Origin of the sequence: Aulosira sp. FACHB-615, assembly GCF_014698045.1 — a bacterium.
GTDB lineage: Bacteria > Cyanobacteriota > Cyanobacteriia > Cyanobacteriales > Nostocaceae > Nostoc_B.
This window is the reverse complement of sequence record NZ_JACJSE010000001.1, coordinates 129772-146361: the sequence shown is the minus strand read 5'-3', so window position 1 is coordinate 146361 and position 16590 is coordinate 129772. Positions and strand designations below refer to the sequence as shown.

At 42.9% G+C, this 16590-nt stretch carries 15 protein-coding genes and 1 other RNA gene; 11 read left to right on the top strand and 5 right to left on the bottom strand.

The genetic code is table 11. From position 1 onward, the window contains the following. Window positions 1-242 precede the first annotated feature (242 nt). From grpE to rsgA, 5 genes are all read left to right on the top strand, one after another. A complete protein-coding gene (gene grpE / locus H6G77_RS00565; RefSeq protein WP_190672521.1) occupies window positions 243-992 on the top strand; it encodes a nucleotide exchange factor GrpE in 750 nt (249 codons plus the stop codon). 177 nt (window positions 993-1169) lie between these two features. Continuing rightward, window positions 1170-3131 (top strand): molecular chaperone DnaK, encoded by a 1962-nt coding sequence (dnaK, locus tag H6G77_RS00560; protein ID WP_190591484.1) that lies wholly within the window; start codon window positions 1170-1172, stop codon window positions 3129-3131. 478 nt (window positions 3132-3609) lie between these two features. Then, entirely contained in the window at window positions 3610-4740 is a 1131-nt protein-coding gene (gene dnaJ / locus H6G77_RS00555) for a molecular chaperone DnaJ (protein WP_190672518.1), read from the top strand. Next, window positions 4740-4997 (top strand): sulfurtransferase TusA family protein, encoded by a 258-nt coding sequence (locus H6G77_RS00550; RefSeq protein ID WP_190672514.1) that lies wholly within the window; start codon window positions 4740-4742, stop codon window positions 4995-4997. Before dnaJ ends, H6G77_RS00550 begins: the two co-directional genes overlap by 1 nt. Continuing rightward, entirely contained in the window at window positions 4997-6067 is a 1071-nt protein-coding gene (gene rsgA, locus H6G77_RS00545; protein ID WP_190870730.1) for a small ribosomal subunit biogenesis GTPase RsgA, read from the top strand. Before H6G77_RS00550 ends, rsgA begins: the two co-directional genes overlap by 1 nt. 17 nt (window positions 6068-6084) lie before the next feature. Here rsgA and H6G77_RS00540 read toward each other — a convergent pair whose 3' ends face one another. The 3 genes from H6G77_RS00540 to H6G77_RS00530 form a co-directional block, all read right to left on the bottom strand. Beyond that, window positions 6085-6873, bottom strand: a complete 789-nt coding sequence (locus H6G77_RS00540) for an ABC-2 family transporter protein (protein ID WP_190591487.1) — start codon at window positions 6871-6873, stop codon at window positions 6085-6087. 120 nt (window positions 6874-6993) lie between these two features. Then, the gene (locus tag H6G77_RS00535) at window positions 6994-7830 is read right to left on the bottom strand and encodes a Uma2 family endonuclease (protein WP_190870566.1); all 837 of its coding nucleotides are present in this window, start codon (window positions 7828-7830) and stop codon (window positions 6994-6996) included. 39 nt (window positions 7831-7869) lie between these two features. Then, a complete protein-coding gene (locus H6G77_RS00530) occupies window positions 7870-8283 on the bottom strand; it encodes a thiol-disulfide oxidoreductase DCC family protein (protein ID WP_190591489.1) in 414 nt (137 codons plus the stop codon). A 74-nt stretch (window positions 8284-8357) separates the two neighbouring features. On the opposite strand from H6G77_RS00530, the gene H6G77_RS00525 reads away from it, so the two are divergent. After that, window positions 8358-9272 carry a helix-turn-helix domain-containing protein gene (locus H6G77_RS00525; RefSeq protein ID WP_396019810.1) on the top strand — a complete coding sequence of 305 codons (915 nt, stop codon included), beginning with the start codon at window positions 8358-8360 and terminating at the stop codon, window positions 9270-9272. A 178-nt stretch (window positions 9273-9450) separates the two neighbouring features. On the opposite strand, the gene pgeF is transcribed toward H6G77_RS00525, so the two are convergent. Continuing rightward, the gene (gene pgeF, locus H6G77_RS00520; RefSeq protein ID WP_190870565.1) at window positions 9451-10242 is read right to left on the bottom strand and encodes a peptidoglycan editing factor PgeF; all 792 of its coding nucleotides are present in this window, start codon (window positions 10240-10242) and stop codon (window positions 9451-9453) included. Between the two features lie 286 nt (window positions 10243-10528). On the opposite strand from pgeF, the gene H6G77_RS00515 reads away from it, so the two are divergent. Further along, window positions 10529-11353, top strand: coding sequence for a biotin--[acetyl-CoA-carboxylase] ligase (locus H6G77_RS00515; RefSeq protein WP_190591491.1), 825 nt, complete (start codon window positions 10529-10531; stop codon window positions 11351-11353). A gap of 83 nt (window positions 11354-11436) precedes the next feature. After that, window positions 11437-13044, top strand: coding sequence for a M23 family metallopeptidase (locus H6G77_RS00510; RefSeq protein ID WP_190591492.1), 1608 nt, complete (start codon window positions 11437-11439; stop codon window positions 13042-13044). Window positions 13045-13113: 69 nt separating this feature from the next. On the opposite strand, the gene H6G77_RS00505 is transcribed toward H6G77_RS00510, so the two are convergent. Continuing rightward, window positions 13114-13794 (bottom strand): riboflavin synthase, encoded by a 681-nt coding sequence (locus H6G77_RS00505; protein ID WP_190591493.1) that lies wholly within the window; start codon window positions 13792-13794, stop codon window positions 13114-13116. A 337-nt stretch (window positions 13795-14131) separates the two neighbouring features. Between H6G77_RS00505 and H6G77_RS00500 the strand changes: the two genes are divergently transcribed. From H6G77_RS00500 to ssrA, 3 genes are all read left to right on the top strand, one after another. Beyond that, window positions 14132-14629 carry a bifunctional nuclease family protein gene (locus H6G77_RS00500; RefSeq protein WP_062294732.1) on the top strand — a complete coding sequence of 166 codons (498 nt, stop codon included), beginning with the start codon at window positions 14132-14134 and terminating at the stop codon, window positions 14627-14629. Window positions 14630-14831: 202 nt separating this feature from the next. Then, window positions 14832-15962 carry an aldo/keto reductase gene (locus H6G77_RS00495; RefSeq protein ID WP_190870564.1) on the top strand — a complete coding sequence of 377 codons (1131 nt, stop codon included), beginning with the start codon at window positions 14832-14834 and terminating at the stop codon, window positions 15960-15962. A gap of 134 nt (window positions 15963-16096) precedes the next feature. Then, window positions 16097-16484: a transfer-messenger RNA gene (ssrA, locus tag H6G77_RS00490) on the top strand. The last annotated feature ends 106 nt before the right edge of the window (window positions 16485-16590 follow it).

The following is a 16590-nucleotide window of genomic DNA, read 5'->3' as shown; positions in this document are numbered from 1 at the left end:
AGAGTATTCCCAAGCTACGGCTCAGAATTTTCATTTAAACTTAATAAAATTTCTAGGAAGTCTAAAATTTATACTTCATACTTTATCCTTGGTCGTTCGGCTTCCCGTCCTGAGAGAGTATGCGCTAATATATTCACCATTTGTCACAATAGGATGACGGTGATATCACTTCCAGAACTATGTTGACAATCAAATCTCCTTCCACAGTGATTTATTGTCCACAAGAGGATCTGGAATAGACCATGATGGACGAAAATAAACAGGTAAACAATACAAGCCAGCAATTGGGTGAACCAACAGAGGTAAAGCAAGACATGATGAGCGACTCCCCAGCCCAAATCAACTCCAACGAATCTGGCAGCGAAGTTACTGAGCAAGTGGCAGCCACAAGCAATGTATCAGGAGATACGGCTGCGCTCAATCAAGAAGATGGCTTCGCTGCTACTGAGAAAACACCAGCAGACACGGCAGCTTTGACAGAATTGACTCAACAAATAGAGTCTCTCAAGGCGCAGGTAGAAGAACGTAGTGGTCAGTACATGAGGATTGCGGCAGATTTTGAAAATTACCGCAAACGTACTAGCAAAGAAAAAGAAGAGCTAGACGTACAAGCGAAGCGGAATACAATTTTAGAATTACTGCCAGTGGTCGATAATTTTGAACGGGCGCGAGCGCACCTCAAGCCACAAACTGACGGTGAGATGACAATTCACAAAAGTTATCAAGGAGTTTATAAACAATTAGTGGATTGTCTGAAACGGTTGGGAGTATCACCGATGCGTCCAGAAGGTGAACAGTTTGATCCTAACCTCCATGAAGCAGTAATGCGCGAACCTACGGATGAACATCCAGATGGAACAGTGTTAGAAGAGTTAGTACGCGGATATTATATAGGCGATCGCGTGCTACGTCATGCAATGGTCAAGGTGGCTGCTCCGAAGGAGGATACACCATCTGCACCAGAGGATCAGTCGAGTCCAGCCAACAGTTAAAATTAAAAGTTAAAAGTTAAAAGTCAAAACAAATCATACTATTAACTTTTGATTTTAATTTTCTAGAAGGAAGGATGTAAGGGTGTCCAAGTTTTCACCTACACCCTTACGCTTGATTTCTTGCCCGTAGATATCCCGTACACTACGGCAAAAGCATTCAGTACAAATACTGTAAGTATGGGAAAAGTTATAGGGATCGACTTAGGCACGACTAACAGTTGCGTCGCAGTTTTAGAAGGTGGTCAGCCGATTGTAATTGCCAATTCGGAAGGCGGACGAACTACTCCTAGTATTGTGGGATTTGGCAAGGGTGGCGATCGCTTGGTCGGTCAGCTGGCAAAACGCCAAGCCGTAACTAATGCCGAAAATACAGTCTACAGTATCAAACGATTCATCGGTCGTCGTTGGGAAGATACGGAACATGAACGCGATCGCGTTCCTTACAATTGTGTTAAAGGCCGAGATGAAACTGTTGATGTTCAAATTCGTGGCAAAAATTACACCCCTCAAGAAATTTCCGCGATGATTCTGCAAAAATTGAAGCAGGACGCGGAAAATTTTTTAGGAGAATCTGTCACCCAAGCCGTAATTACCGTACCAGCATATTTTACCGATGCCCAAAGACAAGCAACTAAAGATGCTGGGACAATCGCTGGTTTAGAAGTATTACGCATTATCAATGAACCAACGGCGGCGGCTTTAGCTTTTGGCTTGGATAAGCAAGACCAAGAGCAGCTAATTCTCGTGTTTGACTTGGGCGGTGGTACGTTTGACGTATCGATTTTGCAACTGGGAGATGGAGTTTTTGAAGTTAAAGCCACTAGCGGTAATAATCAACTAGGTGGTGATGACTTCGATAACTGTATTGTGCGCTGGATGATTGAACGCTTCCAGGAACAAGAAAAAATCAACCTAGCCCAAGACAAAATGGCTTTGCAGCGTCTACGGGAAGCCGCAGAAAAAGCCAAAATCGAACTCTCTAGTATGGGTAATACTTCGATTAACTTGCCATTTATTACCGCCGACGCATCCGGGCCAAAGCATCTAGAGACGGAACTCAGCCGTTCTAAATTTGAAGAACTTGCGGCACATTTGATTGAGGCGACGATTGAACCCATGATTCAATCCCTCAAAGATGCTGACCTCAAACCCCAAGACATAGACAAAATTATTTTAGTTGGTGGTTCAACTAGGATTCCGGCTGTTCAAAATGCTTTAATTAAATTTTTTAACGGCAAAACGCCCGATCGCTCGATTAACCCAGATGAAGCTGTCGCATTGGGAGCCGCCATTCAAGCGGGTGTTCTCGGTGGTGAAGTTGATAATCTTTTATTATTGGATGTCACTCCCCTGTCTTTGGGGATTGAAACCCTGGGCGAAGTCTTCACCAAAATTATCGAACGTAACACCACAATTCCTACCAGCAAATCCCAAGTTTTTTCCACAGCAATTGATGGTCAAACTTCTGTAGAAATTCACGTTCTCCAAGGGGAACGGGCAATGGCACGGGATAATAAAAGTTTAGGTAAGTTTTTGTTGGCGGGGATTCCTCCGGCTCCCCGTGGTGTCCCGCAAATTGAAGTATCTTTTGAAATTGATGTTAACGGTATCCTCAAGGTTGCGGCTCAAGATAAAGGAACCGGTCGAGAGCAAAGTATTCGGATTACTAACACTGGTGGTTTGAGTGCTAACGAAGTCGAACGGATGCGCCAAGAAGCAGAAGTATTTGCTGAGGAAGACAAAAAACGCAAGGAATTTGTCGAACTGAAAAACCAAGCGGACAATTTGTTAATCAGTTACGAATCTACCTTGAAGGATAATGGCAACTTGATTGGCGAGCAGATGAAAACTTTAGCCCATGAAAAGTTTGTCCAACTGCAAGCTGTGATGAGTAATCCCAGTATTTCTGTGCAAGAATTTCAAAATTGTTTAGATGACTTCCAGCAAACTCTATTTGCGATCGGTGCTGATGTTTATAACCGCGCAAACAATCCCAATACAGAAGAAGGTGAAGCAGGTTCCGAGCCATTATTAGCATCTGGACTAGAAAATTCTGCCAGTGGAACTGTCATCCCTCAATTTAATTTCGATTTTGATGAGGAAATGACTGCACAAGCTGATTATGAGGCGATAGACTAAAGGATAAAGTTTAAAGTATGAAGTATGAAGTTTAAACCTTACATACTTTGTTCTTTAATCTGGAAATTCTGTCTTACTACAGATGCAATGTACTACAAATGGGGGGTTTTCCACACCTAATGGTGCGGTTAGCCCCTCTAGTTCATCAGCAGGGTTTTTTCCTGTCACGTAGCACAATTGTAAAAGAGACAGCCAAAGCTTCTAGCATCTGCTAACTTTGCTGTTAACTTTCGTTAGTCCTTGTCGTCTCCCACGTAACAGTAAATTTGACTCAACATTTGCTGGTGATTTTTATAAAAGGTAAAAGGTACAATCAATTATTAATAAAAGTTAATCTATGCCTTCTGCCTTACAAAAGTGCTGAGTATTGAGTGCTGAGTAAAAAAGTCTAGTCCCTAGCCTCTAATCCCTAGCCTCTAGCCTCTAGCCCCTAATCCCTAGCCTCTAGTCCCTACCTTCTATCTTTTACCTTTGCTATATGGCCCGCGACTATTACGAAATTCTGGGTGTCTCTCGTGACGCCGACAAAGAAGAAATCAAACAAGCTTACCGCCGTTTAGCCCGTAAGTATCACCCAGATGTGAACAAAGAACCGGGCGCAGAGGATCGGTTTAAAGAAATCAACCGCGCTTATGAGGTACTCTCAGAACCAGAAACCAGGGCGCGTTATGATCGCTTTGGCCCAGAAGGTGTTTCCGGTGCTGGTGTGGGCTTTCAAGACATGGGTGATATGGGTGGTTTTGCCGATATCTTTGAAAGCATTTTCAGTGGCTTTGCTGGCGGCGGTATGGGTGGACAGACAGCGCAAAGACGGCGCAGTGGCCCAGTACGGGGTGATGATTTACGACTAGACCTCAAGTTGGATTTCCGCGAAGCAGTATTTGGTGGCGAAAAGGAAATTCGCATTTCTCACCTCGAAACTTGTGAAGCTTGTAATGGTTCAGGCGCAAAACCAGGAACCCGCCCCCGTACTTGTTCCACTTGTAGCGGTTCTGGTCAAGTACGCCGTGTTACTAGAACTCCTTTTGGTAGTTTCACACAAGTTTCCACTTGTCCGACTTGTAATGGTACTGGTTCGGTAATTGAAGATAAGTGTGATGCTTGTGACGGTCGAGGTACAAATCAAGTTACCAAAAAACTCAAAATTACAATTCCGGCTGGGGTAGATAACGGTACACGTTTACGCATAGGACAAGAAGGTGATGCAGGTCAACGTGGTGGCCCTCCCGGAGATTTATACGTTTACCTGTTTGTTAACGAAGATGAAGAATTTCAACGCGATGGCATTAATGTGCTTTCGGAAATTAAGGTGAGCTATTTACAAGCCATTTTAGGCTGTCGTTTGGAAGTGAATACAGTTGACGGGCCAGTGGAATTAATCATTCCCCCAGGAACGCAGCCAAATACAGTGATGAAGCTGGAAAATCGTGGCGTACCTCGCTTGGGTAATCCGGTGAGTCGGGGCGATCATCTCCTAACAGTGTTAATTGATATCCCCACCAAAATCATCCCAGAGGAGAGAGAATTGCTAGAAAAGCTGGCTAAAATTAAAGGCGATCGCACTGGTAAAGGTGGTTTAGAAGGATTCTTGGGGAATTTGTTTAAATAATGAGTCTATCTTCTGTGTCTACTCCCGATGCTCAACTGGATTTGCGCGGTACTCCTTGTCCGATTAATTTTGTGCGGACAAAACTCCGCCTGGAAAAAATGTCGCCAGGAGATTTGCTAGAAGTATGGCTCGACCCCGGAGAACCAATCGAGCAAGTTCCTGATAGCTTAACAATGGCTGGCTATGAGGTAGAGCAAATTACAAACTGTAGCGAGTATTTTTCTTTGTTAGTCCGTCGTCCGGCCGTTAATCAATGATGGCTGTTGCTACTGATGGACAGTTAATCGGTACAGTTTTGGCTGTACAAGCCAATTTTTACAAGGTACAGCTAGATCAAAAAGATAGGGAGATAGATCCTGCTCATCTCCCTATACTTTTGTGTACCCGCAGAACTAGGTTAAAAAAAATTGGACAGCAGGTGATGGTGGGCGATCGCGTGGTGGTGGAAGAACCAGATTGGGCTGGTGAACGTGGTGCGATCGCAGAAGTTCTACCCCGCACCGGACAATTAGACCGACCGGCGATCGCCAATGTCAACCAAATTATGTTGGTCTTTGCTGTTGCTGATCCGCCTTTAGAAGCTTATCAATTAAGTCGATTTTTAGTCAAAGCTGAGTTCACTGGTTGGGATGTGGTTTTGTGTTTGAATAAAAGCGATTTAATCTCAGTCCAGGAACAGCAAGAAATTAGCGATCGCCTCTTAGGTTGGGGGTATCAACCGTTATTTATCAGTGTGCAGAAGAGTATCAATATTGACCAAGTATTAACTTATCTTAGTCATAAAACTACTGTAATTGCTGGCCCTTCTGGTGTGGGGAAATCCAGCTTAATTAATGCCCTTATCCCTGATATTAACCTGCGAGTTGGGGAAGTTTCTGGTAAACTTGCCCGTGGTCGTCATACAACGCGCCATGTAGAATTATTTGAATTACCTGATGGTGGTTTGTTAGCCGATACTCCTGGCTTTAATCAACCAGATTTAGATGCTCAACCAGAAGAATTAGTTTACTATTTTCCCGAAGTCAGAAAGCTATTAGAAGCGAATCACTGTCGATTTGGAGATTGTTTGCATCGAGACGAACCTGATTGCGCCGTGCGGGGAAATTGGGAACGCTATGAACATTATCTAGAGTTTTTAGAGGAAGCGATCGCCAGACAAACTCAATTAAACCAACAAGCCGATCCTGAATCTACCTTGAAGTTAAAAACCAAAGGTAAAGGACAGAGTAAATACGAACCCAAACTAGAAAGTAAGAAATATCGTCGAGTTTCCCGCAAAACTCAACTGCAAGCATTACAAGACTTATATCAAGATAGCGAAGAGTGAAATAAACATATATTAGCTCACGCACCCATACCTGAATATCGTTTCAAGCCCGCCCGCCACAACAAACGGTTTGCGCCCAAAAATATCATTGTCCAACCAATCATACATAAAAAACCCCGCCCTATATCTACAGGTAATCCCACCAAAATACTTGCAGGGAAATCAATTAAATAGGGAAAAGGTGTAAATAACACAATATTCCGCACAAATTCAGGAAACACATTTAAAGGTGCAACCATCCCCGATAAAAATAAAAAAAATAAGAACCAGAAATTTTCTAAAGCACTAGCACGTTCTGTCCAAAAAGCTAACACAGCAAAGGTGTACTGAATAACAAACCGCAAGATAAATGCTAACACCACTGCTAACGTAAATAGAAACACTTGCCCAAAACTGGGCAACCAAAAGGACTGGGGATACAGTGCAAAAAATAAAATTATTAGCACTATGGTAAATGGTATCCGCGTTACTCTTTCAGCCAGATGGGAGGCGACATGATGCCATACTGGATCTAGTGGTTGTAATAATCTAGGTGAAAGTTTACCTTCTACCACTTCCTTTTCAAATTCCCAAATTACCCAAGCAACGGTAATTTGTCTAACTACAAAAACTGTGAGAAAATAACGAGAAAAATCTATAGAAGACAGACCAAATTTGCCTCCTTGTGCTGCTTGCATCCAAACACCCATCAGGATTATAGGTAAAGACCCAGACAACACCCATAAAATTAGTTCTGCACGAAACTCCAACATGTAGGTGTTGTATACAGCTAAAAAAGTTAAAGCTTTTCTAATAAATTTTCTCATTTGTTATTTGTTATACAAATTTGAAAGAAGAATGCGACAGATAGAAATCAGGAAAGTTTTATTGGAGCTAGATTTCTTAATTATGAATTGCGAATTGGTAAACTATTAACCCGCAGATCCCTAAGCATCAGGATCTTCGCCTAATTCTCGTAAACGGGCGGCTAAACGTTCAGCGCGGGCTTGGGCAGCTTGGACTTGGGCCTGTGCTGCTTCAGCTTGGGCTTGTGCCGTTTCAGCTTGGGCTTGTGCCGTTTCAGCTTGAGCTTGTGCAGCCTCAGCTTGGGCTTGGGCGGCTTCTTCTGGTAGAGGGACAAGATTACCATCAGTATCGTAAAACCGCAGCCAAATAGCTGTTTCTCTGTCTACTGTGCCTTCCCAAGTTCCCAGCCATAAGCCTAAACGCTGACACCATAGCCAGCCGCGTTCATTTGCTGGTATGGGCTGATAATTTTGATTGCCATCTAAATGCCAGCCTTGTAAAGAATTTGGGTCAAAGGGGTCATAGATAAAGTAATCTGGGGTGCGGAAGGTTTGTTGATAAATTTCTTTTTTGGTCACTTTATCAACCCGCGCCGTAGATGGTGACATTAATTCGACAATGACATCTGGGTAACGGCCGTTTTCTTCCCACACGACCCAACCTTGTCTGGGGATAGTACCATCAACATTGATTACAGCGAAAAAATCTGGGCCACGAAAATCATTGTTACGTGCTTGGGTACTGCTGTAGTAGATGAACATATTACCACCTGTGTAAAAGTCGTTTCGGTCAGCCCAAGCTTGCTGTAATGACCGAATTAAGACATTCATGGCAATACGGTGACGATTTGACTCCAAAGGTTCTCCATCATCAAATATTAAATCTGTGGGTGGCATGGGGGGTTGCCAGTCCGCAATATCATCTACGATATCAGTCGTTTGGGATGTGATTTCTAAATCTGGCTTACTTATTGTCATACCAACCCCTAAAGTAGACTGTCAAAACTTGTGCATACACTAATCATTACCAATTTTGCAGCCACCATCCACACAGTATGTTGACTGATAGGTAGTATCACGTTTGCCAAACAGAGTATAACGATTGTCACGGATTTGTTCGTAAAAGCGATTGCCTGCCCATTTCATCCCCGGTATAGTGCGGTAAGCATCCACAAACAAACTGCCCAGTGGTAATAACTTGCCAATTTCTTCGGCTGCATCACTACCTTGCCAACGTCGTTCAGGGGCATTAGCATCAATTAATATCATTCCTTGTTGACAATCTTGGGATGTAATGCCCCATTGTGTAAGTGTTTGTTCGTCTTGCATCGCAGCATAAAGAAACAGTTTACCTTGGTCTAAAGTTTCTAAAAATTGGACTAAGGTAACGCAGAGATTGCAATTTCCGTCATATATTACGTAATAATTCATTTAAATAGCATTTTTATTTCGGATTACGGTTTAAGTATAGCGTTACACATATATTTATTATCTCTGCGGTGAGGATGATGCTGGAAGAGACAATCCTAAAAGTTGATTTTACTCAAGAAGATGCTTGTGCAGAAGTTCTGCCGCGATCGCATATAAGTTCTAGTTACAATGCCAAATGGGATGGTATTCGTCTAGATATTCATCACCAGCCTGCCCATGAAACCCCCGAACATTCAACCCAACAACATATCATCTCGATCAACTTAGACTATCATCTTCTCCAAGCAGAACGAGTTTTAGACGGACGCTTTCAGCAAGAACATATTCTTAATGGTGATGTCGCCATTATTCCCGCCAATACCCCTCACGTCTGTCGTTGGACATCGGAAACTGATTTTCTACTCCTGAGTTTAGACCCTACTTTTTTCAATCAAATTATCTTAGAGTCGGTTGATTTACAAGGTGTGGAGTTAACACCCTACTTTGCTGCACCGGAACCGTTAATTCAGCAAATAGCTTTAGCCCTGAAGTCAGAATTAGAATCAGGTGGTGTCGGTAGCCAACTGTATATTGAGTCTCTCAAAACTACACTCTGTGTTCACCTGCTAAAACACCACTCAGTCACCAGTAATAAAGTTTCGCAGTTGTTGAATCATAAAGGTCTTTCGCCAAGAAAGTTACGTCAAGCTGTTTCATACATCCATGACAACCTCGAACGAGATTTGACATTAACAGAAATTGCGGCAGTTGTGGGAATGAGTATGTATCATTTTTCTCGCTTATTTAAACAATCTACAGGTCTGGCACCGCATCAGTATGTGATTAATTGCCGAATTGCTAAAGCAAAAAAACTTTTAACTGGAACTGAAAAAACAATCGAACAAATATCAGAACAAGTTGGTTTTCAAAGTCAAAGTCATTTTACCAATGTCTTTCGCAAGCTTATGGGGATAACACCAAAAGCATACAGAGAGCATGTAAAAATTTGATTATTTAATCAACAGAATACGGAAGTGCTGAGTTATGAGTTATGAGTAAAAAGTAAAATGAATTGCACGTCAGCTCATAGAGTCTAAAGTTAACCCAGGGTGCTTCAAGTCGGGAACCATAAGCTAGTCATGGAGGTTCACTCAGCACTCAGCACTTTCAACTCAGCACTCCTAAAAGTTATGTTTTCCCGCTCACAATTCCTGACCACTGGACTTTTTTCTGTTGTTCACGACGGTAGGAAAAGAAATGTTCAGGAGTTTGGTATGTACAATAAGGGGCGATCGCAATTTGTTCTGAACTAATGCCTAAATTTTCTAACTGCAAAGTATTGACCCGCCGCACATCAACTCTCACTTTTCCTGGTTCTGGGTCGGATAATAAGGGAGAATTGGGTAATTCATGTAACGTCTGAACAATTTTTTGGGTGTCATTATGTGATATAATACTGGCTCCAATTTCCGCAGCTACCTCAACTGAGACTTGATAAACTTCACCAGCGATCGCCGGGCCGAGGGCAACTCTTAAGTCCTGTACTTGACTTCCTTGGGCTTGTAATCGGGCGATCGCCTGGGGGACAATCTTCGCCGCCGTCCCTCGCCAACCAGCGTGTAATGCAGCTACCTGTCCAGTTCGCACATCCCCAATTAATACAGGTGTACAGTCTGCACTGGCTACCCAAACTGCTTGTAAAGGTTGTTCGGTAATTAAACCATCCGCCAAGGCAAAAGCAGATTCCTCATCGCCTGTAATTTCCTTAACTTGGGAATCAACTTCTTGGGGCGTGAGAACAGTATTGCCATGTACCTGTTTTAAGCGATACACCGATGCTTCTGGGTGCAGAACGGGAGTTAAATCTTGGGGCGATCGCGGCCAGAACTGGTGAGTAAAAAAGCCGTGTTGCCAGTTTGCTAAAAGACTACAGGTAAGGTACGGTAGTCCTTCCCAATTGCGCCAGTGCCAAGTGTGCATCTTGAACCTAACCAAAAATAGAGGGTATTGAATATGAGGTTTTGGTATGCAGGAGGAAAAATTACAGGATTTACACAGTGAGACGAAAAATCAATGGTTTGGTAAGGGTGAAAGGGTATAGGGATGTATGTATTCAAAACCCTTACACTCCTACCCTTTCACCCCTTCACCCAATCTCCACAGATAAACTGCGTGCGTAAGTCCTGATGTTTTCCTTCCTACTCCCTATTCCCTTTTATCAAAATCAGCCAATTAATGTTAACTTGAACAACGGTATTTGCGGTTCATGTCTGTGGAATTTGATCGACAAAAGTTAGAATTAGCATTGCAATCAGGAAGAAACGGGGAAAATTCATTATTTTCGCTACATATTTTTGATCATCTTGCTTCCACTAATCAAACATTGTGGAATTTATTAGCCCAGGGTGCAGAATCTTGGTCTGTGGTGATTGCCCAACAACAAACTGCGGGTAGAGGACAATGGGGAAGACAATGGATTTCTCACCCTGGTGGGCTATACCTTTCTGTTGCGATCGCCCCTAAACTAGAAGCTAGTGCCAGTTATCAACTAACTTTAGCTAGTGCTTGGGGTATAGCTAACCAACTGCGCTGTTATGGCGTGGATGTGGGAATTAAATGGCCTAATGATCTAGTTTTAAATGGTCGTAAATTAGGTGGCATTTTAACAGAAACCAAAATCAATCATGGCTATATTCATCAAGCAGTAATTGGAGTTGGGATTAACTGGACAAACCCAGTACCCGAAACGGGAATTAACCTCGAAATGTGGCAAGCCTGCTACGCTACCAAACCGATTTCTTGTCTGGAAACTCTCACTTCCGTCGTTTTACGGGGAATAGAGTCCGGTATGGAATGCCTTGTTAAAGAAGGAATAAATATACTCTTGTCTCGCTATTTGGAATTACTCACCAATGTAGGTGACAAAGTGTACATTCATGATTTGGCAGGCACTGTAGTCGGCGTTACTTCTCAGGGTGAATTACGTGTTTCTGTGGAAACGTATGATACAACAGACATAAAAACAACAGAACTTTATATTGAACCCGGTACAATTACGCTAGGGTACCGTAAATCTTCTGTACCATTGTAGGTTTGTTATAAATTTAGCTCTTTGGGCAAGACAAACCACTGGCATCATCTCTTGAGGCAAATTTAAAATAACTGAGAGAACTAATGACGCAGCGCAATACATCTGCCCATAATCACTCCCAAGGCTCGAACCAGCAAGGTATGACCAAAAAACGTTTTGTATCTACCCTGCCAGCCCAGAGTCTCTGTTTACTAAGTAGCTTTAGCCTGCTTAGTGGTGGCTTCGTTTTTGCCCAAACAGAAACATCCATCGATAACATTGTTCCTGTAGAAAATTCCCAACCAACAGCTAAAACAAATTTCATCAAAAAAGATATTGTTATCCCAGCAGCCCCCAAGGCGCAGGCGGAATTTTCTCAAAGACGAGCTAACCTCAACCAAAGACTCCGCAAACCAGAGGTTGCACAATCCAAAGAGCCTGTTAGACAGTCGAAACCGCAAGCTGAAGCAGCCGTTGAGCCAGTTTTTACAACTCGGCAGGAACGCACCCCAACACCAACTGCACAGCCGAAACCATCCAGCGTCCGCACCGCTAAACCCAAGCTGGAAGTCACTCAACCAAGTGCCAGTGCTAGAGAAGAGGTAGTTAAACCAGTAGCGCCGCGCACCATACCAGAAACACTTCCAAAAGTCGCTCAACCGGTGAATAACTCTAACAGCACAGTTGAAGCCACGACTGGAAAAGTTAAAGATTCTAACAACGCCTACATTGACTCCAACAATTACGGCACTGAGGCGACAAATACTTATCAAGCCCCCAATTCTGTAATCATCACAGAACGTTCTAGTGGTTGTCGCACAATTTTGCCATCAGGACAAGCTATATCCCTCGGTTTTTGTAACCAAGCTCAACCTGCTGGTAATCAGCGTGTCGCTTCTGAGAGTAAACCCGCCCCCAATTGGCTGAAAAAAAGCCAAAATGCTCAGTTAGCTACTGCGCCCTTAGCGCGGCCTATCAATAGTACGGGTAACACCCCTACAACCCGTGTTGCTTATGGTGGGGAAGTTAAGACAGCCTTTAGTCCTAATCGGTTTATTCCTAATCCCAACGATTTTGGTGCAACCAAAGTCAGCGCCACACCCGTTGCACCCAGCGCCGGTGCTTTAGCCCCACCAACAATTGAAGGGAACTTAGCACCCCGTGTTAGTACTGTGGCTTACGATATTCCTTTAGCCTCAGTTCTGCCCCAAATTCCCTTTACAAATACCATTGCCTATCGTGGTGGTACAGGTATTAGCTATCCCCTGTCTATTCCAGCCACAATTACATCGTTGTTTGGCTGGCGAATTCACCCCATTACGGGCAATCGCCGTTTCCATGCGGGTACAGATTTAGGTGCACCGATGGGTACACCAATTCTCGCCGCCGCTAAAGGTCAGGTAGAGACAGCTGGTTGGGTTGGTGGTTATGGCTTGACAGTGATTTTGAATCATAATTCCGCCCAGCAAACCCTTTACGGTCACATGTCCGAAATCTTTGTCCAACCTGGACAAGTTGTGGAATCAGGAATGGTAATTGGCAGAGTTGGTAGTACAGGCAACTCTACAGGGCCACACCTACACTTTGAAGCGCGTCAATTGACCCAGGATGGATGGGTGGCTGTTGATCCCAATGGACAATTACAAGCAGGTCTGAGTCAGTTGTTAAACTCCATTCGCACAGCCCAAGTAGGTGGCGATTCAGGAAGTTAATAAGTATGAAGGCTGAAGTATGAAGTCTGAAAAATCAATTTCATACTTCACACTTCATACTTCAGACTTTTACAAATATCCGTGTTCTGCTAAGAATGTTGGGGTAATTTCATTAAATCCAGTCTCATCGGATGATGTTGACTGTTTTTTGCCAGGGTAAAGAAATTTTTCCACGTACTTGCCGAGAATATCTCCTTCTAAATTTACCCAACTGCCAGAGACAAGATAGCGGAGATTGGTGTCAGCGTAGGTGAGGGGAATAACAGCTACAGTAAATTGCGACAGTTCTGGTTCGTAGGCAGCTACTGTGAGACTGATGCCATTGACCGCAATGCTACCTTTAGGGACAATATACCGCGCGATCGCTTCAGGTGCAGTAAATGTCATTTCCCAAGAAGTCACCGTCTGTTGGGCTGTAAGTAATCGACCTACACCGTCTACATGACCCATGACAAAATGACCGCCGACTTTACTACCCACCCGCAGCGAAGCTTCTAAATTCACATAACTCTGTTTTGTTTCTTCTAGACCTAGTGTAGTGCGACGCAGCGTTTCTGGAGAAGCTGTGGCTATAAACCCATCTTTTAAAATTTCTTCAACAGTTAAGCAAACCCCATCTACAGCCACGCTGTCACCGTAAGCTAAATCCTGCATAATTACATTAGATGACTGACTCACACAAGTAATTTGCCAAGAATCGCCCCCTAGGGGTTTGATTGTTCCTAAACTTTGGACTAATCCTGTAAACACGGCTGTTCTGTGAAACTAACTCTATTTATTGCCTAATTTTGCCGAAAATCAACTGGTATTTCTTACAAGAATGCAAGACATTTTAAGTATAATTTCTGACTGTTTTTATTATAAGGTTGATAACACATTCACCTCTTTCTCAAGGCATACTTGGTTAAGAAGGTGATTGTCTAGGTAGACTCCTTTAACTTACTCTGGTGTTCACACCAAGTTAGGAGTTTAATAGAAGCAATTATAGAAAACCTGCCTATGTTTATTTCTTCTCTTTACACACCCAGAAAAGGTATAAAATGTTACCAATATTTCAAGCTCTCCCAGAATTGTAGAGGCTTCGCCAATGATTGAAATGAAAGTCGCTGGCATAGCATTAGATGCCATAACTCGTAGCCCGATTGTACTGTTAAAAGATGCGTCAGATCGGCGTGCTTTACCAATTTATATTGGTCAAGAACAGGCTAGGGCAATTATGGGGGCGCTGGAGAATCAAAAGCCGCCCAGACCGTTAACTCATGACTTAATGGTAAATATTCTAGAGACGTGGAATATGACTCTAGAAAAGGTGATTATTCATTCCTTGCAGAAGGACACATTTTATGCAGCTTTGATTGTGCAGCAAGGCGAAGTCAAAAAAGAAATTGATGCACGTCCCAGTGATGCGATCGCCATAGCCCTCCGTACAAATACGCCAATTTGGGTTATGGAAGAAGTAGTTGCTGATGCCTCAATTCCCGTAGATCGTGATGCTGATGAAGCAGAGCAAGAAGCGTTTCGTGAATTTATCTCCAATCTCCGTCCTGAAGATTTGATTAAGCGTTTCGGTAATGGCGATAGCTAAAGAAAGTGCTAATTAATGAGTGCGGAGTGCTGGAAAAGAAAGAGTTCCAGAATTAAAGAAGAATCCAGAAAGTTTGATTCTGACTCCTGAATTTTATTCTGATAATTTTCCTGCTTTCTTTTTCACACTTCATTCTCAGTGTAACTGCTCTTAATTGTATTTATACTCAGAATTTAGCACTCAAATTTGGTTACTGGAACTCATGCAATACCGACGCTTTGGCAAAACAAATCTCTACCTCTCGGTTTTTTCTTTAGGGACAATGCGCTATTTGGCTGATGCTGAAAATGCTCAGAAAACCATCGCTCAAGCCTTAGCTCTAGGAATTAATCATATAGAAACAGCCAGAGGTTATGGCAAAAGTGAGGAGTATCTTGGCCAAGCGATTCAAAATGGGTTGTCTTTACCGCGTTCCCAACTGTACATCACCACAAAAATTCCCCCAACAGCCGACGCTGATAGTATGCGGCGGTACATTGATGAATCTTTAGCGCGATTACATCTAGATTATGTAGATTGTTTAGGAATCCACGGTTTAAATACTTGGGAGCATTTACAGTGGGTGGAAGCCAAAGGTGGTTGTATGCAAGCTGTCCAAGAAGCAATTGCAGATGGTCGAGTGCGACACGTTGGCTTTTCCACCCACGCAGCTTTAGAGCTAATTCAAGCAGCAATCAATACAGATTTATTTGAATTTGTCAACCTACATTATTACTATTTTTTTCAACGTCACGCCCCAGCAATTGAGTTAGCTGTAAAAAAAGATATGGGCGTATTTATTATTTCCCCGGCTGACAAAGGCGGAAAACTCTACACACCACCCCAAACCCTCAAAGATTTATGTCAGCCCTATTCGCCCTTAGAATTAAATTATCGATTTTTGCTGAGTGATAGCCGGATTACAACTTTGAGTGTCGGCGCAGCCAAGCCAGAAGAATTAATCGCACCTTTACAAGTTGCTGATAGAAATAATGAATTAACATCAGCAGAAACTTCTATTTTTCAACGCTTAGAAAATCATCAAAATAATATTTTAGGGACTGATAAATGTAGTCAATGCTATGCTTGTTTACCTTGTCCAGAAAATATCAATATTCCAGAAGTATTGCGGTTACGTAATTTAGCCGTGGCATACAATATGACAGATTATGGGCAGTATCGTTATGGAATGTTTGAAAATGCAGGTCATTGGTTCCCAGGTATAAAAGCTAATCGGTGTACAGAATGTGGTGATTGTTTACCGAGATGTCCTGAAAACTTAGATATTCCGGCTTTATTAAATGATGCTCACGAAAAATTACAAGGTAAAACAGGTAGAAGATTATGGGGATGAACAATAATTCAGAAGTCAGAATTATGTAGTCTGGCTCATGACAGTTAAAGATACAGAATGAGAGTTTAATATTTCTTTGTCATCTTGTAACACATTTTCCCCACCGCGAATTATAATAAGGATATAAAGCAGATGGGTCCGTAACGGTTTCGACAGGTTGGCGAACGCTACTCTGTGACTCAGGTCGAGAGTGAGTCTTCTCTCGCAAATATCAGGCTCAAAAAAAAGTAAATGCGAATAACATCGTAAAATTTGCTCGTAAGGATGCTCTAGTAGCTGCCTAATAGCCTCTTATAGGTTCGAGCGTCTTTAGTCCGACTCCGTTAAGGACTAGAGACCAACCCCAACGGATGCTCCAGCAGGTGTTCTCTGGTTGGCTTGCTGGCTAAGACTTAATCAGAGCATCCTACGTTCGGGATAATGAACGATTCCCGCCTTGAGGATCAGAAAGGCTAAACCTGTGAATGAGCGGGGGGTCAATACCCAATTTGGACAGCAGTTCGACTCTGCTCGGATCCACTTAAAGTAACCAACAAATCCACCAAACAATTGTTTAGGTGGATTTTGTTTTGCGACTATGGAATATGACTAGGAGTTATACCAATTCGCAATTCGCAATGACGCTCGC